Annotated in this window: 14 protein-coding genes and 1 riboswitch; of the genes, 6 read left to right on the forward strand and 8 right to left on the reverse strand. The window is 56.1% G+C overall.

Annotated features, from left to right (window positions below):
- Positions 1 to 120 precede the first annotated feature (120 nt).
- Positions 121 to 2,265 (reverse strand): YhgE/Pip domain-containing protein, encoded by a 2,145-nt coding sequence (locus AC58P5_RS20105; protein WP_497389652.1) that lies wholly within the window; start codon positions 2,263 to 2,265, stop codon positions 121 to 123.
- Between the two features lie 279 nt (positions 2,266 to 2,544).
- Positions 2,545 to 3,900 carry a dicarboxylate/amino acid:cation symporter gene (locus tag AC58P5_RS20110; protein WP_497389654.1) on the reverse strand — a complete coding sequence of 452 codons (1,356 nt, stop codon included), beginning with the start codon at positions 3,898 to 3,900 and terminating at the stop codon, positions 2,545 to 2,547.
- 288 nt (positions 3,901 to 4,188) lie between these two features.
- On the opposite strand from AC58P5_RS20110, the gene AC58P5_RS20115 reads away from it, so the two are divergent.
- Both AC58P5_RS20115 and AC58P5_RS20120 read left to right on the forward strand, forming a co-directional pair.
- The gene (locus tag AC58P5_RS20115) at positions 4,189 to 5,127 is read left to right on the forward strand and encodes a DUF4846 domain-containing protein (protein ID WP_497389656.1); all 939 of its coding nucleotides are present in this window, start codon (positions 4,189 to 4,191) and stop codon (positions 5,125 to 5,127) included.
- A 132-nt stretch (positions 5,128 to 5,259) separates the two neighbouring features.
- Positions 5,260 to 6,303, forward strand: coding sequence for an EAL domain-containing protein (locus AC58P5_RS20120; RefSeq protein ID WP_497389658.1), 1,044 nt, complete (start codon positions 5,260 to 5,262; stop codon positions 6,301 to 6,303).
- A gap of 36 nt (positions 6,304 to 6,339) precedes the next feature.
- On the opposite strand, the gene AC58P5_RS20125 is transcribed toward AC58P5_RS20120, so the two are convergent.
- The 4 genes from AC58P5_RS20125 to AC58P5_RS20140 form a co-directional block, all read right to left on the reverse strand.
- Entirely contained in the window at positions 6,340 to 7,656 is a 1,317-nt protein-coding gene (locus tag AC58P5_RS20125) for a deoxyguanosinetriphosphate triphosphohydrolase family protein (RefSeq protein WP_497389660.1), read from the reverse strand.
- 189 nt (positions 7,657 to 7,845) lie between these two features.
- Complete coding sequence (locus AC58P5_RS20130; RefSeq protein ID WP_497389662.1) at positions 7,846 to 8,202, reverse strand: group I truncated hemoglobin; 357 nt, start codon at positions 8,200 to 8,202, stop codon at positions 7,846 to 7,848.
- A gap of 281 nt (positions 8,203 to 8,483) precedes the next feature.
- A complete protein-coding gene (locus tag AC58P5_RS20135; protein WP_497389664.1) occupies positions 8,484 to 9,113 on the reverse strand; it encodes a DUF3298 and DUF4163 domain-containing protein in 630 nt (209 codons plus the stop codon).
- 110 nt (positions 9,114 to 9,223) lie between these two features.
- Positions 9,224 to 9,424 carry a hypothetical protein gene (locus AC58P5_RS20140; RefSeq protein WP_497389666.1) on the reverse strand — a complete coding sequence of 67 codons (201 nt, stop codon included), beginning with the start codon at positions 9,422 to 9,424 and terminating at the stop codon, positions 9,224 to 9,226.
- A gap of 70 nt (positions 9,425 to 9,494) precedes the next feature.
- Here AC58P5_RS20140 and AC58P5_RS20145 point away from each other — a divergent pair, with 70 nt between their 5' ends.
- Together AC58P5_RS20145 and AC58P5_RS20150 are read left to right on the forward strand one after the other, a co-directional pair.
- Positions 9,495 to 10,124, forward strand: coding sequence for a LysE/ArgO family amino acid transporter (locus AC58P5_RS20145; protein WP_497389668.1), 630 nt, complete (start codon positions 9,495 to 9,497; stop codon positions 10,122 to 10,124).
- Between the two features lie 147 nt (positions 10,125 to 10,271).
- Positions 10,272 to 10,371: riboswitch (purine riboswitch) on the forward strand.
- Between the two features lie 77 nt (positions 10,372 to 10,448).
- Positions 10,449 to 11,888: an NAD(P)/FAD-dependent oxidoreductase gene (locus tag AC58P5_RS20150; RefSeq protein WP_497389670.1), complete on the forward strand. Its 1,440-nt coding sequence runs from the start codon at positions 10,449 to 10,451 to the stop codon at positions 11,886 to 11,888.
- Positions 11,889 to 12,304: 416 nt separating this feature from the next.
- Here the strand turns inward: AC58P5_RS20150 and AC58P5_RS20155 are convergent, their stop codons facing one another.
- Together AC58P5_RS20155 and AC58P5_RS20160 are read right to left on the reverse strand one after the other, a co-directional pair.
- A complete protein-coding gene (locus AC58P5_RS20155; protein ID WP_497389672.1) occupies positions 12,305 to 13,003 on the reverse strand; it encodes a class I SAM-dependent methyltransferase in 699 nt (232 codons plus the stop codon).
- A gap of 237 nt (positions 13,004 to 13,240) precedes the next feature.
- Complete coding sequence (locus tag AC58P5_RS20160; protein WP_497389674.1) at positions 13,241 to 14,248, reverse strand: methyltransferase domain-containing protein; 1,008 nt, start codon at positions 14,246 to 14,248, stop codon at positions 13,241 to 13,243.
- Between the two features lie 245 nt (positions 14,249 to 14,493).
- Here AC58P5_RS20160 and AC58P5_RS20165 point away from each other — a divergent pair, with 245 nt between their 5' ends.
- Entirely contained in the window at positions 14,494 to 16,065 is a 1,572-nt protein-coding gene (locus tag AC58P5_RS20165; RefSeq protein WP_497389676.1) for an NAD(P)H-hydrate dehydratase, read from the forward strand.
- A 504-nt stretch (positions 16,066 to 16,569) separates the two neighbouring features.
- Positions 16,570 to 19,797 (forward strand): S8 family serine peptidase, encoded by a 3,228-nt coding sequence (locus AC58P5_RS20170; RefSeq protein WP_497389678.1) that lies wholly within the window; start codon positions 16,570 to 16,572, stop codon positions 19,795 to 19,797.
- The last annotated feature ends 308 nt before the right edge of the window (positions 19,798 to 20,105 follow it).

The following is a 20,105-nucleotide window of genomic DNA, read 5'->3' on the forward strand; positions in this document are numbered from 1 at the left end:
TCGGCTAATAATTAGTGTACTGTCATATCGGGATGGGGTCAATGGACAGAATCCTTGAAAATGAACTGTCCCTATCCTAAATTTCAGAAAAAAAGACCTGCCCGGAGGCAGGTCCCGCTTCTAATGGATAAGCTTGCTTTCTTTGGCGCGGCTTATGAATTTGGCGCTGGATTTATTGATGACTTTCTTAAGCGCCAGTCCGATAAGCAGGGTGATGCCGATATAAATGGCCATCATGATCAAGTCTTCCATAATAATGTCCCAAAGGATACCGCCGACGGCTTCCCGCATCATGCTGATCCCGTATGTGAAGGGCAGATACGGGTGGATCGCCTGGAAGAACGGAGGGGTCACCTGGATCGGGAACGTACCTCCGGAACCTGCCAACTGCAGCACGAGAAGGACGATGGCCATCGCTTTGCCGACATTGCCGAATACGGAGACGAGCGTGTACACGATGAGCATAAAGACCGCGCTGAGGACCATGCCGAACAGGACAAACCACAGCTTGTCGACGACATAGGTTTTCAGGATGAACATGTCGCCCAGCGTGACCATCAGCGACTGCATAACGGCCAGCGTACCGAACGTCAAATACCGCCCGAAAAATACCTGGTAGCTCTTGTAGCCCGGCTCGTGCACCTCTACCGTCAGAAGCGATACGAGAAGCAGCGCGCCGACCCACAGGGAAAGCGTCGTAAAGAACGGCGACATGGCCGAACCGTAATTCGGAATCGGGAACAGCTTGTTTTCTTTGAGCTGTACCGGCTCCGAGAAGAACTCGCTTTCCTTCTCGAAGTTGTTTTTCAGAAGGTCGATCAGCTCCGTCAGGTTGCCTTCTTTCTCAAAGGCGCGGATTTTATCGGCCAGATCCTTGATTTTCGTCTCTACCTCCGGCAGGCGGGCCTGGATCTCTTTGAGCTCCTTGTCTCCGACGGCCAGTCCTTTCGCCGCATCGCCGAGAATTTTCTGCAAATCGGGGATGCTTTTGACGGCTTCGGTCAGCACGGTATGGGCATTCTGGGCGGTTTTCTTCGCTTTCGCGATTCCCTGGAGAATCTGAGGCTGAATTTCGCTGTCGTACCGGCCCAGAATGTCGCCGATGAAGCCGGCCGCTTCCTTCGAGAGACGGTTCAGGTTGTCGACCAGCTCCTGCGCCGGTTTCTCGCCTTTGTCGATCGCGTCCCTGATTTTGCCGATCGTTGTCAGCTGCTGCTGGAAGCGGTCCTTGACCGACTTCAGCCGGTCGATCACGAACGGCATTACCTTGCCGCCGGTGTACTTGTTCAGCTGTTCGAACAAGCCGATCATCCGGTCCGTCACATCGACCGCAACCGTCAGGCGCTGCGAAGCCCGGTCGATCGCGGCCTTGGCGACGGCGGGGTCGAAGTTCGCGTCCTTCAAAATGCCGGTCAGCTCTTCCGTGGCCGTCGCTGTCTGCTGGAGCAGCAGGAGGTCCTGCTTGATGTTCGGACCGAGCGCTTCGACGGCTTCCGAGCCTTTGCCGAGGAAGTCACCCAGCTTGTTGGTGAATGCCTCTCCGTCTTTGGCAAGCTGGGTCACGGTCGGCAGGTTATCATGCGCTTTTTTTACAATGTCATTCGACTTATGTACATCGTCCAGCGCGACGCCGACGGCCTGATTGAGTTCCGGGAACACCGTTTCGAGTTTGAAAACGAGTGTTTTCACTTTCTCGATCGTCGGCAGTTCGTTCTCAAGCTCGACACCGACCTCGTTGAAGATCTGGAAAATCGTTCCGTTCGCCACCTTGATAAAATTGCGGCTGACTTCGTCAATGACGCCTGTGGCTCCCTTGGACGTGATTTTCGGCGAGACGGCGTTGATCTTCTCGTTCACGTAGTAGAGAATGTCCGCTTTTTGCGGATCGTCGGTCAGCACGGTAGCGATTTTGGCGGAAAAATCGGCGGGAATGACGATAGTGGCGTAATAATCCCCGTGTTTGACGCCTTTCATCGCTTCTTTCTCGTCGACGAAGGTCCAGCCGATCTTTTCATTTTCTTTGAGCGAGGCTACGATTTCGTTCCCCAGATTCAGCTGCTTGCCGCGCAGTGTCGCTCCCTCGTCGTTATTGGCGACCGCAATGGCGATGCCCCCGGTCTGGCCGTACGGATCCCAGGAAGCTTCGATATTAAACCACGCGTAAAGCGAGGGAAGGAATACAAGGCCTAAAATAATGACAGCGGCCACCCAATTGGTTGCGATGTTTCGGATATCACGGGCGTAGATGGACCCAATTTTTCTCATAAGCGTTTCTGTGTCTCCTGTCTCCATACAGAGTTGATGTTAGTATTGCTTAGCTGCCTCCCAGACATACCCATTATCGGACGCAGGCTCCCTCTTTTGTATATTTAAACAGGGAATCATGATGTTAACAGCACCGGGCGGGTTTTGCAAGCCGTAAAGAGGGACACACAAGGCAGTATATAAAAAAAGAACCGAGTACAGGCCGGCCCGCTCTCGATTCCATGCGATACAGGCAAATAAAAAAGGCAGACCGGAGTCTGCCCTTCATTAACGTCCCGCTTAAGACGGGTTCAATTCCAATTCATCTTCTTCGTCGCGGTCAAAGGACGCGCGGTCGAATTCTCCTTCGGAGTTGGCCACGATCAGCGTGGACACCGTAGTACCCGTCGCGTTCACGGCCGTACGGCCCATGTCAACGATTGCGTCGATAGCGAGGGTCAGGCCCAGACCTTCGAGCGGCAGACCGAGAGCGGTCAGAACGACCGTCGTCGAGATGGCAGCCGGTCCGGGTACGCCGGCAACGCCGACGGAGGAGATCATGCTGACGAGCACGATCAGAATATAATCGGACACGCTCAGCGGAATGTGGTAGACGCCTGCGACGAAGATCGCAACGACAGCGGGCCATACGCCGCCGCAGCCGTTCATGTTGATCGTCGCGCCGAGCGGAGCCACGAAACTGGCGATACGCGGAGATACACGCAGTTTTTTCGTCAGGACTTCCAGGTTAACCGGGAGTGTCGCGTAGCTGCTGCGGGTGGTGAAAGCAACGGCGATCGTCGGGTAAGCCTTGCGGAAGAACTTGAACGGGTTAACCTTGGCTACGAACGTAACCAGACCGCCGAACGTAATGATGAAGTGAAGCAGAAGCGCCGTGTACGTCGCCAGAATGAGCATGATCAGCGGCTTCAAGGTATCCACGCCGTATTTGGCGGACATAGCTGCGATCAGTGCGTATACGCCGTATGGAGTCAGGCGGATGACGTACTTGATCACCTGGTGAAGCACTTGAGCCAGAGAAGCGATCAGGTCCTTCACGGGCTTGACGGCATCGGGCTTCTTGGAACCGATATGAACGATGGCAACGGCAACGAAGATTGCGAAGATCAGAACCGGAACGACTTTGCCGGTCGCCATTTCATTGAAAGGATTCGACGGGACGAGATCCAGGATAACCTGGGAGAACGTCGGGATTTCTTTCGGTTTGAAATCTTTAAGCGTGCCTTGCGGAATGCCGGAACCCGGATTGAAAACGAGTGCGACAAGCAGCCCGATCAAGGCGGCGATACCGGTGGTGCCCAGGAACAGTCCGATCGTTTTCAGCCCGATTTTGCGGAGCTGTCCGAGGTTGGAAAGACCGGCGATGCTGTTGATGACGAGAACGACTACGAGCGGAATCACCATCATTTTGATGAGATTGACGTAGATCGTACCGATCGTGCTGACGCTTTTCGCGTCGACTTTGTAGGTGTTGAAAATGAACCCTACGATAAGACCGATACCAAGACCGATCAGGACGCGGTAGCCGAAGCTGACGCGTTTTTTGGCCAAAAAATAAAGAAAGCCGATAATAATTAGAGAAACAACCAGGGAAATCCAGTTGGTCTCGAAGGCTTTGATCAAGTTGTTATTCATGGAGCCTGTTCCCCCTTAATGCTCATAAGTTTAGTCGGGATTAATGATATGTATCGTACTACCGGAACTCGCAAACGTCAAGCGTCAATTTTCAAGTTGTTTTTCAAATCTATGTAAAGGTTCATTGGAATAGAAGAGGGCGGAGAGCGGCGGGCGGGGAAAAATATTTTGCTTGGTTTAAGGTAATGCGGAGCGCGCATCGAAAAGACTAGATTTCATTGCATCTTTTGTAAATAAATTCTAGTATCCATTATAATGAAGAAAAAGAGTTCAAAGGAGACGATCGGCATGTCCTTTACAGGAATCGATACATGGAGAAAAAGCGCGCTGCTCGGCCTATTGGTCCTGTCGCTGGGAGCGTCGGCGTGTGAGTCGGCCGGTTCGCCGGAGACGGCTTCAAAGAAGGCCGCCGAAGAGGCCGGCAAGGAACAAGCGGCAGCCGGAAAGACTGCCGCAAAGAACGCCGCCATCGTGTTGCCCGAAGGCGCTACCTTACAGGAGAGGTTTAAAGCGCCGAAAGGATACGAACGCACGGGGGCCGAGCCCGGAAGCTTTGCGGCCTTTTTACGCGGACTGAAGCTGAAGCCGGACGGTTCGGTCGTTCATCTGTTCGACGGGCGTGAGAAAAACAAGCCGGGGGTCTACGAGGCGGTGGTCGATATCCCGATCGGCAGCCGCGATCTTCACCAGTGCGCCGATGCGGTCATGCTGCTGCGGGCCCAATATTTATTCGACCGGAAGCAGTACGGGGAGATTCATTTTAACTTTGTGAACGGGTTTAAAGCCGAATATTCAAAATGGATGAACGGCTATCGAATTAAGATGAATGGAAATCAGGCATCGTGGGTAAAAAATGCTGGAGCCGATAACAGCCAGGAGGGATTCCGCAAGTTTATGGATGTGGTTTTCGCCTATGCGGGAACGTTATCGTTGGAAAAAGAACTGATACCGGTCAAGAAAAGCGATGTGAAGCCGGGAGATGTGTTTATTGTCGGGGGATCGCCGGGACACGCGGTTATTGTCGTGGATACGGCGGTGAACAAGTCGACGGGGGAGACCGTATTTATGCTGGCGCAAAGCTACACACCCGCCCAGGAGACGCAAATCTTAACTAATCCGGCGAATCCCGCGCAGAGCCCTTGGTACGCGCTTAAAGAAGGAGGCGGTCTGAAAACGCCGGAGTGGGAATTCGGTGAAAATGCCTTAAGGAGGTTTCAGGGGAATTAGGAAGTAAAAACCGTTTTCAAACCTGAATTCCGCAATAAAATGAAATTTTATCCTTAAAGGTTGTAAATTAGAACGCTTATTAAGTAAGATAGACGTAAATCCATCCATTATGTGACATAGGGAGCGCTTTTCATGCAAAAATTTTGTTCGAAATGCTTCGTTGGGGAGCGCGGCTACACGGTCTATTTTGGCGGAAGTGAAACTTCCGCGTTTCTGGATGCCTATTTGCCGGAATACCCGGCGGATCAGTGGGATAAAATCGATTCACGGCTGTACTGGATGCACGAATCTCTGTTCAACGCCATGCTCGATTATGTGACCGCGCATCTGAAATATGCCAATATCCGGGCCGTGCGGGCGGACAAGCATGATCCCTTGCAGGGGCTGGACAAGCTCAAGCCCTTCCAATTTTTCAAGGAAGAACGAGATGCCCATTGGATTGACGATGTCATTACAAACCGCTCTATCCGGACTTTTTATCAACCGATCGTTTCTTTTGACGGCGTGGAGAGCTCCATTATCGGATACGAGCTGCTATCACGGGGAACCGCGCAGGACGGCGGGCTGATTCCGCCGGTTCAGCTCTTTCAGGCCGCTAAAGCGAGAGACCGTCTGTTCGCGCTGGACCGCACCTGCCGTCTGGAAGCTGTCCGGAACGCGGGGGGTCTGGATGACGGGCTGATTTTCATCAACTTCCTCCCGACGTCCATCTATAATCCCGTTCATTGTCTTCAATCGACGGTTGAAATGGTGGAGAGAACGGGCGTAAACCCCGAATCGATCGTATTCGAAGTGGTGGAGAGCGAAGAAATCAACAATATGGACCACCTGAGAAGCATCTTGGCTTTTTACAAAAAACATGGCTTCCGCTATGCACTGGATGATGTCGGAACGGGTTTCAACAGCCTGCAGGTCCTATCCGAGCTGGAGCCCGACGTTGTGAAATTGGCGCTTGAATTTTGCCGTGGCGTCAGCAAGGATAAAGGAAAACAGCGCGTGGCACGCGCTGTGGCAAGAATGACCCAGGAGCTCAATTCCCGTGCGCTCGCGGAAGGAATCGAGGACCGCGACGATCTGGAATGTCTCCGGGATCTGGGCTATGAATGGTTTCAGGGCTATTACTTCGGCAAGCCGGAGCCTCAGCCGCTAAGAATTCTGCCGTCCTGGCCTGCATAAATATACAGGCTTTATTTTAAAAAAACGGGCGATGCCTTAATCCATCTCGTAGATCGAGCCGGATTTGCTCGCATAAAGTTCGGCGGCGACTTTCTCCGCGTACGCATCGGTCATGCCGGAGATATAGTCGGCGACCAGACGGGGCCAAGACCACACGGTGCGGTGCAGCTCGTAGTTCTCGATCCAGTCCGGCGGGATAATGAGCTGTCCGTGATCCGGCACTTTAAAGCTGTCCCACAGCCGGCGGATGATGATTTCGCTGCGCTTTTGAAGCCGCTGGACGCGGAAGTCCTTGACGAGCGTGACCCAGGCCAGCTTCTTGATAATCTCCATTGTACGGAGAAGATCAAGGTCTTGGCGGCCTTCACGCACGAACGTGACGCGCTTCCAGCCTTTGTCCGGGTCGTCGATGATGCCGACTTTGCCGGCGAAGGAGCTGACCCAGCGGGCTTTCATTTCTCTGCGCGTGCGTGAGGCTTCCCGGTCGCACTGGGCGTAGATGAGCTCCCACTGCTCGAGGTACGAGGCGAGCACCTGCTTCACCATCGCGGCGATGTCCACCTGCTCCCAGCCGACCTCAAGGTTTCCCTGATCGTTCACGATTTCCTGAACGAGGTGCCCGATCAGCCGGTCGTCTTCGAAGAAGGAGCGGTTCATCTGAATTTTGCCGGCGCGGATGCCGTCTTCAATATCATGCGTGGAGTACGCGATGTCATCGCACAAATCCATCAGCTGGGCTTCCAGCGTCGGACAGCCTTCCGGCATGTTCCACATGTCCCGAAGCTGCCGGATGCCCTCCCATTCCATCCCGTACACGCCTTTGAGCCGTCCCGGCTCTTCCAGACTGTACGGGTATTTGTTGATGGCCAGAAGCACGGCGGCCGTCAGATCCAGGCCGCTGTCGCTGCCGGCGCGTTTCTCCAGAAACGTCAGAATCCTGAAATTCTGCGCGTTTCCTTCGTAGGACAGGCCGTGCTCCTCCCCGAGGAGGTGATTGAGCACTTCCTCGCCTTTGTGGCCGAACGGAGGATGTCCCAAATCGTGCGCGAGCGAAGCGCATTCCACGACGGCGGGGTCGATCATCAAGCCGGGATGCTCCCCGCCGATACAAAACGCGTACTGTTTTCTCATACGCCGGGCAACCTCGCGGGCAATCTGCGAAACTTCTATGGAATGGGTAAGCCGCGTCCGGTAATAATCCCCGGTCCCCGCCCCGAATACCTGCGATTTGCCCTGCAGCCGCCGGAACACCGGAGACTGAATAAGACGGGCGTAATCGCGCTCGTATTCGTCCCGTTCCTCGCTGAATGTACCCAGTGCGGGTTCATCCAAACGGTACTTGCGCATATCCATCCGTTTCCCCCCTCTACCTTCTCTATATGTGAGTAATCCTAACACGTGAAGACGTTTTGCAAATTGTAGCACATCCGGTCCCCGCGGGAAAAGAGGACAAAGATTCAGGAGAACATTCGTCCAAGCCGAGGCGGCCGGGGCAAAGGCAGTTACCGAGAGCATTTCCGGAGAAAATGCCCGGTATCTGGTTTATTTATAAAGGATATCGCCCCTCAGGGATCCCACCTTCTCCGTGATTTGACGGATATCCTCCTCCGTAACTCCGAAATGCCGCAAAGAAGCCTGCAGATGGTTGACGATGCTGTCGAAATGCTCCGGCTGCAGATTCAGTCCCGTATGGGCTGCAGCCATCGACCTGCCTGAGTAGGGGGCGCCGCCGAGCGCATAGCTGATGAAAGCCGTCTGATGACGCAGCTGTTTCGCCATATCCGTATCCCGGAAGAAATGATTGACCGATTCGTCCTCTATGACACGCTTGTAAAACTCCTCCACGACTTTTCCGATTGTGTCTTTTCCGCCAAGTTTTTCGTATAAGCTGGTTTCCATGTTTATTCGCCTCCTAGGTATGGGTCTTGCTCTCTTATATTACCCTCCGGAACGATAAAATCTCAAAAAATCCCTGTCCTTCAAACAAGGACAGGGATTAAAGTCGTGCAGGCCCGCATTTCTTCGGAGCCTGAGGAAATTTAGCGGAGCGGGCAATTATATTTTTGTTTATTTTTTAAGGTAGACCAATTTTATTAATGTTTGGGTGTTGAAGTAGAACGCAAAAAAGCAGCCTCCGGTTGAGAGGCTGCCGCTTCGTCCGATAACCGGACGTGGTCATACTAGGTGACGTCTACCGCAAGGATGTCCAGGGGACCTCCTTCTGCCGCAATAGGAAGCAGATCGTACACGGAGATCGGAAACATGGGAAATCCGACGTAATAGGGAGTGATTTCAAGGAGATCGAAATACACCACCAGCGCTTTGTCCGCCAGATAGAAGTTTTGATCGGGCCAGACGGACTTGAACGGAGGGTTCAGCAGGGGCAGTTTCCGCCGGTGAAGCTGTGCCCTTACGTGCCGCGAGAGCAGTTCCACGTAGCCGCTTCGGGGTTTGAAAAGCTGTGAAAGGGTGAAAAAACCCCCGGAATTTACATTGCATGTAAGAGATTCCGCAACAGTGTAACCGTGGGCCATGGGAGCCGAGTAGGCATAGTTGGTGGCGATCAGGCTGAGGAGTCCTCTTTGATTCGTTTTTACCTCATAATGACCCGTCATCTCCCGGAGAGTGCCGGTCTGGTACTTCTTCTGTTCGTAAACGAGCGAGGCCGTGAGGCCGGAAAACGCCGCGTTCAACTTATTCTGAGCGGCGGCATTCCGGAGGCCCGAAAGTCTCGGCGTATAGATCGTCACACCCGGAGATGTGACGGTTTCGGTTTCCACCTGCACGGGAAGCTGAAATAAGGAGGTCATGCTCTTCTTCCTTTCCGGATGTCGTCTCCTGCTTAACCTATTGCGGGAAAAAGGTTTTTAGACGTCCGGTCCGGCAAACCGGATCAAAAGCCCCGAGCGATGACATTCTCTCAGCGGGCAAGTCTGCGGATCAAAGCGGAGAGCCCCTGCAGCCCCTTTTCCAGATCCTCAAAAGAAGCGTAGGAATATGAAATCCGGAGATAAGGGCCGGGGAGAGGGTCGTACAAATCTCCCGGATTCAGGGGGATGCCTGCCTGGAGCCCTTTCTCAAACAATTCTCTCATGGAGAGGGAGCGGGTCAGTTTGAGCACAAACGCTGATTTTTCTATATCATGAGGAGGGAAGACAAGAGATTAATCGTAGAGAGATGGAGGAATCGGCATGATGTTGACGGCTGCGGCCGCTCTGCACGGCTTTGTACTGGCTTTGGGGCTTATTTTGCCTCTCGGGGTGCAGAACGTATTTATTTTCAATCAAGGGGCTTTGCATAAAAAATATACCCGCGCCCTTCCGGCCGTTCTGACCGCTTCGGTCTGCGACACGCTTCTGATCGGTTTGGCGGTTTTCGGCGTCTCCGTTCTTGTCTTGAAAATCTGGTGGATCAAAACCGTGCTCATGACGACGGGAGTAATTTTTCTCGCTTATATGGGATGGACAACGTGGAAAAGTTCTTCTCGCAAGGACGCTGATGCATTCGTACCCGGTGATGAGACGCGATACCCCGCACGCAGGCAGGTCGCATTCGCCGCTTCGGTTTCCCTGCTGAATCCTCATGCAATCTTGGATACGGTAGGTGTGATCGGGACGAGCTCCCTGCAGTATACCGGAACGCATAAGTGGGCGTTCGCTCTGGCGTGCATTTTTGTTTCCTGGGTTTGGTTCTTCGGTTTGGCGGTATTGGGCTGGTTAACGGGCCGGGTAAGCGGGTCCGCCCGGTTTACGGCGGTACTGGGCAAGGTGTCGGCGGTTGTGATGTGGCTGTCGGCAGGCTATATTGCGTTTTCTTATTAATGTTCGTGTTTTAGTCAATTTAAGCGTTCCGTTTCTGTGTAAAATCACTATTTACAAAAAATAAACCGAATGTTTAATGGGATTTAGGTTGACTTCGAACATAATTTTCGTTAACCTGTTTAAGGGGCGAACGTCTCCGTTAACAACTAAATCTGCGTTTTACCTATTCGTATATCTTTGGCAATACGGGCCAGAGGTCTCTACAAGGAACCGGAAATTCCTGGCTACGAATGGACGGTTTTACCGTACCATTCGAAGGCCGGGATTTTTTTGCGTGCCCGGCTCAAACCTGATACCTTTCATAACTGACTGGGGGATACGATCATGAGCAACCGTTACGATGTCATTATTGTGGGGGCCGGACCGGCCGGGATATTCGCTGCCTATGAATTTTCGTTAAAATCACCGCACCTTAACGTGCTGCTTGTAGATAAAGGGCTTGACATAGACAACCGCCGCTGTCCGATTTTGGAAGAGAAGATCAAGCTGTGCCCGCCTGCCGCGGGACGCAAGGAATTTGCAGGCTGCCTGCCCGCCTGCTCGATTACCGCCGGTTTCGGCGGTGCGGGTGCTTACAGTGACGGCAAGTTCAACATCACAACGGAATTCGGAGGCTGGCTGACGGACTATTTGCCGCCTTCGCGCGTGCTGGATCTCATCCGGTATGTCGATGACATCAATCTGAAGCACGGCGCCCAGCAGACGCTGACGGATCCGCTTACGGACGTCGTGTCCTCCATTGAAAACCGTGCCTATGCGGCGGGACTCAAGCTCTTAAGGGCGCAGGTCCGCCATCTGGGGACCGAGCAGAATCTCGAAATTCTCCGGTCCATCAACACGTACCTGAAAACGAAAGTGGACATGCGTTTCAAAACGGAAGTAGCCGACCTGCTGACGAGTAAAACGGCCGAGGGCCATAAAATCCGGGGCATTGTGCTCAACAGCGGAGAAGAGATCGAAGCCGATTCCGTTGTCGTGGCGCCCGGCCGCGACGGTTCGGCATGGCTGACGAGCGTTCTGCGCAAACGCCGCCTGAAAATGTACAACAACCAGGTTGACGTCGGCGTCCGCGTGGAAACATCCGATGTCGTGATGCAGGAAATCAACAAGCATCTGTATGAAGGGAAGTTCATTTTCAACACGTCGGTCGGTACCCGCGTCCGCACCTTCTGCAGCAATCCGTCGGGGCATGTTGTCGTGGAAAATCACAGCGGTGTCATGGCGGCCAACGGCCATGCGTACAAAGATCCGGCGCTCGGTTCGCGGAACACGAACTTCGCCCTGCTCGTCTCGCACCAGTTTACGGAACCGTTCGACAAACCGAACGAATACGCCCGCGAGATTTGCAAGCGCGCCAACGATCTTTCCAACGGAGGCGTCATCGTTCAGAAATACGGCGACATCATCCGCGGCCGCCGCTCTACGGAAGGCCGGATCAAGGAAGGGTTCCTGGAGCCTACCTTGAAAGAGGCCGTTCCCGGCGATCTTGGGCTCGTTCTGCCTTACAACACGATGAAAAGCCTGGTGGAGATGGTAGAAGCACTGGAAAAAGTAACGCCGGGCATCGCGTCCGAGCATACGCTGTTTTACGGCGTGGAAGCGAAATTCTACTCCGCCCGTCCGAAGCTCACCGAGCAGCTCGAAACCGAAATCGCAGGCCTGTACTGCGGCGGGGACGGCGCCGGCGTAACGCGTGGACTGGCCCAGGCGGGGGCGGCGGGCGTATGGATCGCCCGCGCTGTTGCGGAACGGGCTCAGGGTTAACCTGGGCTTTAGGCAGAGCGTAAATCGCCGAGCTGACCGTAATCAAGCTGTTTTAGCCGGGAAGCGTCATGGCCCGCTAACCTGCTGAGGCATACGGCATGCCGCGAATCGTACGAGCCGGTCCGGACTCGGCGCGTGTGTTCTCCAGGTTGTGGGTGGGCGGCTTTCTGTGAACGAAGTAAGCCCTGCAGACGGAATATCGTCTGCAGGGCTTTTTGGTGCGCCCGCTGCCTGGGCGGATCGGGAGGAGAGGGCCGTCGCAGGGAAGCCATTCATGTTGGGTGCTCCACCGAAACCGCCGGGTCTTAAGTACCACCGTCATGTGACGCCGAGCACCGCGCGCTGGAGCTTCGCGCGGTGCGGAAAAGAAGCGGAGGGATACGGCTTCAAGCGGGAACGCGGTAAACGTTACTCGTTTACGTCCCCGCCGGCATGTGCAGCCACCAGATCCCGGCGCACTCCGGCAGCGTGACCCAGTTGTTCCGCACGGTTTTCGCCGCCAGCTCCTCTCCGAAGAAGAAGCGTGCCATTTCCTCGGCTTCTTTCAGGGACGCGAAGGTGTAATCCAGACGGAACGTCTCGTGGGCGAAGCCGTATTTTTGCGTCAGCAGCGCGTAGTAAGGCTTCAGGAACGCGGGAGGGTCCGGAACCTCTGTGCCGGTGCCCATCGTTTCCAGCAAGATAAGAGTTCCACCGGGGCGCAGCACCCGTCTCATCTCGGCAAGAGCTTCCGCCAGGTCAGCTTCCCAGCCCGGGATGTCCGGGCCCGCGAGGTAGCAGAGACTCCAGCCGCAGACGAGAAGATCGGCGGAACCATCCGCCAGAGGAAGGCTGCGATGGTCGGCGGCTGTGCAGCGCCAGTTCGTCAGCCCCGCCTGCCGGAGCTTGGAAGCGGTAATCTCCAACATGCCGGACGAGGCGTCCAGGGCGGTGACCGATGCGGCCCTCGGCGCCAAAGCGGCCGTCAGGCGGCCCGTTCCCGCTCCGATGTCCACGATGTCCAGCCCTTCATGCGGGCGGATGCGGTCAATTCTTTCCGCCAAGCCGGGTTGTCTGGAGATCATCCGGTCGTACAGCTGAGTCTGATTGAGGTAAATGTCGGTATGGTCGGGCATGCGGTTCGTTCCTCCATGTGCGTAATAAGATGCGGAATGAGATTCCCTCTACACCCTAAGCGTTAACGCAGCGGCAAGGTCAAGCGGGTTTTGGGTTCCAGATCAAGCACAGCCTTCTCCGCTTCGATAAGACCAAAGCACGCCAATGCCTTCGCAGGTATGCAGAGCAGGATACCGGTATACCGCTACAGGCCGGGATGATGTCGAACGGTCTAGTTTTCCGTTGAAGCTCCTGTGTCACGTAAACACGCGCCGGGCGGCCGCTAGATAAAGCTCAGGTGAGAGCTTGAGGCACTTGCTTTCAAAACCGTTTGGAGCAAACCAGTCCCAAAAATCCAATTCACAAGCCGGTGAACCTGAACGATGTTGATCAGCCGGGATTCTTCCATCCTCATGGAGGTTCATAAAACCCGTAATCGCGATGCGGCCCCGCGGTTTCAGCACCCGTGCCATTTCGTTCAGCGCCAATTTTTGCTGCCTGCCGGACAAATGGTGAAACGCAAAACTGGTCACCACGAAATCGAACTGCCCGTCCGTGTAGGGAATGGCCAGGAAGTTGCCGATTTTGGCCGTCATGCCCGGAAATTTGGACCGGCAGATACGGAGCATCTCTTTAGACTGGTCGACTCCGTTCATAACCGCTCCGCGTTCCATAAACAATCCGGCGAGATTGCCGGTCCCGGTGCCCAGATCGAGCCCCGTTTCCCCGGGTGCCGGGTTTATTTCCTCCACGGTCCGTTCAAGGGCCTCCCGGTAACCGGGATAGGCCGAATCCCCGCTCCATACCCGCTCGTCGTGAGAAGAAGCCAGCTCATCGAAGTTCCAACGGTCCTCCCAGTTGCGGAGCTCCCGGACCTCTCTGGAATCCTGGGCAAGCCGGTAAAAGTCCTCTAAGGGAAGCCCGCGGCTCCGCTGCAAAAGCCCGATCATATGGTCGGTCGTCTGAAGCGTTTGTCCGGTCTCCAGCATACGGGCATAGAGGACAGAGCGCTGCAGCTCCAGATAATGGAGCAGTTCATCGTGCTCGCCTCGTTCCACCTGCTCCAGAGCGGCCTGAATACCGCTGACGGACATGCCGGATTCGCGGAGAGCGACGATCGTCTGCAGCCTCCAGATTTCTTGTTCAGTAAAAGAGCGGTAACCACTGGACCGTTCCTTACCCGGTGCGATTAGCCCTTTTTCTTCGTAAAAGCGGATAGCCCGTGCCGATATTCCCAGCCGATTGGCTGCTTCTTTGATGTACATAGCGGCCTTCCTCTCTATTTCAACCGGCAGCGTGCCGGAATTTCGCTTTTCTCTGCTTTCTATCGTAAACCTTTCCGTAACGGGAAGGTAAACCCTTCTTTTTTCCCGGTTATCCGCTACTTGACCCAAAAGTTTAATTCTGCGTGCCAGCCTTTTATACTGGTTAGTAGAGGATTAAATAGAATAAGAGATTCGGACGGGATTTTTCTTCCGAACCGAAACCACCGCTTAAGGAGGTCCAAGCGATGCGAATCGTATCAGGCGAAGACATGTACGAAATCGACCGTCAAACCGTAAACCTCATCGGTATAAGCCCCGACACCCTGATGGAAAGCGCGGGCCGGGCGGCCGCTTCTCTTTTGCTGGAGCGCATTCCGCCGGAGGCGCCGGTTGTCGTGCTCTCCGGTGCGGGAAGCAACGGCGGGGACGGAATTGTGATCGCCAGAGTCCTGAAGGCGCACGGCCGGCCGGTTTCTCTGTGGCTGATTCCGCCTCGGGACAAAATCAGGGGGACCGCCGCGGCCGCTTTGTCCGTCTACGAAAAATCGGGCTACACCGCTTCCGATTACAGAGGCTCGGAGGCCGAACTGGAACGCGAGCTTGAGCGGGCGGACGCCATTGTCGACGCTCTGCTCGGCATCGGAGTGAACGGCCCTATCCGCGAGCCGTACCGGAACCTGATCGGGAAGATCAACGAGCAGCGTGCGGCAGACGTTTACGCGATCGATCTTCCGAGCGGTGTTCCCGCGGACGGGGGACCGGTCGAAGCGGCCGTGCGGGCGGATGTCACCGTGACGATCCAGTACCCGAAGCTCGGGGCGTTCACGAACCCGGCCGCTTCCTACTGCGGCGAGCTGATCGTGGCCGACATCGGCATCCCTCCTGCCGCAGCCGCGGGCCTGCCGCGCCGCTCCCTGTGGACACTGCCAGATGTGCGGCGGACCCTACCGCGCCGGGAAGCGTCCTCGCACAAGGGGACGCACGGCAGGCTGCTGGTGGTCGGCGGGTCTCTGCCGATGCCCGGGGCTGTCGTGCTCGCATCCCGCGCGGCGCTCCGAAGCGGAGCCGGGCTCGTGACGGCGGCCGTGCCGGACTGCATCCACGCGATTGCTGCGGGGCATTACCCGGAGGCGATGTACCTGCCTTCACCGTCGGCGGACGGTCACTTCCGGGGCGAGCTGCCTCTGGGCGATGCCTCTTTCGGCGCAATCGCCGCTGGGCCCGGGCTGGGCCGCACGCCGGGCGGCCGGGCTGTCGTGGAAGGGGTGCTGCGCCAGGACGTGCCGGTCCTGCTGGACGCGGACGCCCTGTTCCACGCCAGAGAGCTTCTGCCGCTGCTGCGAAAGCGCCGCAAGCCGACGGTGCTGACGCCGCATCCGGGCGAAATGGCCCAGCTTACGGGCAGTACCGCCGCGGCGGTGGAGGACGACAGGTTCGGCGTTTCCGCCCGCTTTGCGACCGAGACCGGCGCCTATGTCGTCCTGAAGGGGCCGCACACGATCGTTGCGGCCCCGGACGGCACGCAGCACGTCAACACGACGGGCAGCGCCGCATTGGCCAAGGGCGGCTCCGGCGACGTGCTGACAGGCATCGCGGCGGCGTTTCTCCTGCAGCACGAGGACGTTCTGCAGGCCGTAAGCAATGCCGTGTACATCCACGGGCTCGCTGCCAGTCTGCTGACGGAGGAGCGCCACTCCCTTGCGGATGTTCTGGCCAGCGACGTAATCGAAAGCATCCCTGCGGCATTCCGGCATATTTACGGAGACGAGGGAGGCGCGTACGGCAAGCGGCAGAGCTCCGGTTGTCGCTTCTATTAGCCCATATCCGCAGCTAACAGAGCCTCCCTTGCCGCGGATTTGTTGGCATCGGGTCGGAATGGGACGGCTGAAACATGCCGAACTACCGGTTCGGCACACTGTGTGTTTGCCGGCGCTGACCTGGATGACCACCGCTATACGCTGCGATGCTGTGTCCTGCCGGCACTTGCACGGGTGACCGCCGTCATGCGACGCCGCACCGCCGCGGGAAGTCGCGCTCGGCGTGAAAAGGCGGCGTGTAAGACGATGACAGGCCAGTGTCGGTCGTTTATCTAATGCGGCGGAAGAGGCGAAAGAACTTTTTATGCAGGATATAACAAATATTCGGGAGAATAGCTCCATAATGAGGCCTCTGCGAAGAGATTGCATGACTTTCAGCAAGTTTGAGGAAGAAATCCTTTCATATATTCCGTTTATTTACAAAAGTGGGGATGAAGCAGGAATTCGGGAACCGGAAGCGAATGCCTAATAAGGATCGCGATGTGAGGTTTGGAGGTTTTTTGTATGCGGAAAATAAGTCTGCTGGTGCTTGCCGCACTATTGTTCATAAGTCTGTCTATCCCGGCGTTCGGAGCGGAGCCTCCGGCTTCTTTGAAAAAAAGCGGTTCGTCTCCCCGCTATGAAAGACCGCAGGCATTGAAGGACGCGCTGCCTGGCCAAGTTATCGTCAAATACAAAGAAAAAGCGGATACGATGAGTAGGATGGGTCTGATGGGTCCCGAGAAGAAAGCGGAACTTCCCGATCCGCCGAGTCCGAAATACAAGCAGCGTGTAGGACCCAAGGGTCTGGTCACGATGGAATTTCCCAAGTCCGAGCCGGTTTCGGACGTGCTTGAGGAGCTGGAGAACGACCCCGACGTGGATTTCGTCGAACCCGTTTATCCCGTATGGGCCGCCGAGACGGAGGCCGCCGGAACGAAGGGAAGAGCCGGGCAGGGAGCGGCGGCACGGACAACGACGGGTGCCGCAGGTGCAGCGGATTCGCCCGCTAAAGCGGCTTCCGTGCCGAACGATCCTTACGTGGAGCAGCAGTGGTGGTACCGGGCGATCCAGTCGGATCTCGCGGATACCGGTACGGCGGATGCCAAACTGTCCGGTATTGTGATCGCCGTTGTCGATACGGGAGTGGACCCTTCCCATGACGATCTGAAAGGAAGCCTAGTGGAAGGGTACAATTTCGTCACTAACACGCCGAATACCCGGGACGATAACGGCCATGGCACGAACGTGGCGGGCATTGCTGCGGCACGGAAGGACAACGGAGTCGGTATTGCCGGAGTGGCCAGCGGAGCCAAAATTATGCCCGTTAAGGTTCTCGACAACGAAGGCTACGGAAGAACGGACGTCATTACCGAAGGCATCTATTGGGCCGTAGATCACGGAGCGGATGTGGTAAATCTCAGCCTGACGTCGGCGAGCTCTTCCCGGGTTATGGAAGAAGCGGTCCAATATGCGCTGCAAAGAGGCGTAATCGTCGTTTCCGCCGCAGGGAACGAAAGCAATCACTGGACGGGCAACGATACGGGAGAACTGGACCAGGTAAAAGGCAGCGAAGATCCGTTGGCCCACCGGTTCGTGAAGGATGTGGCCTTTCCGGCCAAGCTGCCGGGAGTCCTTGCGGTAGGCGCCGTGGACTGGTATCCCCAAACGGAATTTATCGTGGCGGATTTCTCCAACTCCGGCAGCAGCCTGAGCGTAGTCGCACCGGGAGTGGACATCTACAGCACGGACAAGGGCAACGGCTACACGGGACGCAACGGCACTTCTATGGCGGCTCCGATGGTGTCCGGCCTTGCCGCTCTAATCCTCGCCGGGGATGCGGGCCTGGATGAACTTTCCACTCCCGAAAGGGTAGAGCGCGTAGGCCGCATCATTTCCGAAACCGCCAAGGATCTCGGACCCTCCGGTTTTGACGATGAATATGGGTCCGGGCTGATCGATGTCAAGAAAGCCATGGAAACACCGCGTGTAAATATCAAAGCGGCTAACGGCGATACGAATTTGACCGGAACGGGCGAGCTTCAGGCTGACATCCGGCTTCTTAACAAAGACGGTTCCCTCGCAGCGGGTGCCGGCGGTGCCGGTAAGGCGGATTTGTTCGCTTACACGTCGAACGGCACGGAGCCCCAGTTCGTTAAAACTTTAACGTTTCAAGCCAGTCAAGGAAAAGCTTCTCTTACATACAAGCCGGATAAAGCCGGCAAATATTTACTGGTTGCCTACAACGATGAGAAAAGTCCGCTTTGGGTGAGCGGCGAGCTTACGTTCGAGAAGAAGCCCCAAGCTCCGCAGGCCAGTCTTCGGAGCGGAAGCTACACGGGTACACAGAAAGTCACGCTGACCGCAGCCGATCCCGGTGCCAAAATGTATTACACGTTGACCGGAGCGGCACCTACCGTACAGTCTGCCGTTTATACCGGTCCTATCGAGATCTCCCAGACACGCACCCTGAGAGTTATCTCGGCCGTAGGCGGAGCCGTCAGTGAAGTCCAGACCTACCGCTACGATATCGCGACAAGCAGCGGGAATACCGGAGGGGAGGACGGAAACGGACAACCTTCGGAAAAACCCGCCACTGCCGTGAAGGCGGACTCAACCGTGATCCAGGAAAAAGGCTATGCCATGCTGGATGTAAAGGTTGCCGACGAGAATTTGCAGCCGCTGCTTAAAAATCCGGATGTAACCCTGATCGGGGTGCAGGCCGTCTCGTCTGGAAAAGACAACACCGCCGGGGCGAAAGTTCATCTTCCGGCATCCTTCTTCCGCAGCGGCCAGCCCAAAGGACTGCTCATTATGACCAGCGAAGGAACGCTGAGGATGGACCCGGGTTCTCTACAAGTGGACGGCAGTGAGGAAGTGGTTTTTTCACTCCGCCGGGCGCACGCGACCGAGAGCCTGACATCGGCTTATCCCGAAGGCGCATCGCCTATGTCTTCCATCCTGGAGATCAAAATAACGGCCGGGAGCCGGATGATCGGGAATCTTCAAAAGCCCGCAACCGTGACCCTCGCTCATGCCGCGGCGTCCGATTTGGGGGCCGATCCCGAGAAAATGGGCGCCTTCGTTTACTCGGAGGACGATTCGGAGTGGAAGTATGTAAATGGTATCGAAAATGAGGGCGGCATGACGTTTGCCGTCGAAGGTTCTTCGTATGCGGCCGTCTTCGCGGTCAGCCGCACGTTCGCGGATATGAACACTCACTGGGCGAAAAGACCTGTGGAAGTTCTCGCCGCCCGGCAGATCGTGGATGGCATGGACGCGAACCGTTTCGTTCCTCAGGCGGGCGTGACACGCGCCCAGTTCGCGGCAATGCTGGCCCGTCTGCTGCAGCTTCCATCTGCTGCGGACGGCAAGCAGCAGTTCCGTGACGTCGCGAAGAGCGCTTGGTACGCCGACGTCATCGCCCGCTCCTACAGCGCGGGGCTCGTCTCCGGCGTCACGGATGACCGCTTCATGCCGGACGAGCCCATCACGCGCGAGCAGATGGCCGCCATGCTGGTACGCGCCTTCGCTTACGGCAGCGGCATAACGCCGGACGGGCTTCCCGTGCCGAAGACGGCTTCTTTCGCCGACGAAGGCACGGCGGGGACCTGGGCGGTGCCGTTTATGCGGAAGGCCGCCGGGCTCGGTCTGATCGACGGCTATGAAGACGGCACATTCAAGCCGTTGAACGGCGCCACGCGGGCGGAATCCGCAAGCGTGATTTACAAGCTGAGCGCGCGCGAGTACTGATTTTTCACGGCTGGTCTGTTTTCTGTATGAAACGGGAGAGGGGCAAGAGCTTCGCCGGAAATTTTGGGAGCTGCGGCTGATGCTCGGGAATCGCCCGGCATGATCTGAAATAACACGAAACAACCGGAAACAACCGGAAACGACCGGGAAAAACCGGGAATATCGGGTTATTATCCGACATTATCGTAGGTACTCCGTATTTTTCGAATGCTCTCGGGGTACCTCGCACAAACCTTTCGTTAAGAACCGTTCTCGGGCTTCGATCCGAGGGCGGTTTTTTGGCTTCAGAGCATGGCGCGGTAATCTGT

It is taken from the genome of Paenibacillus sp. JT31N7 (genome assembly GCF_059692095.1).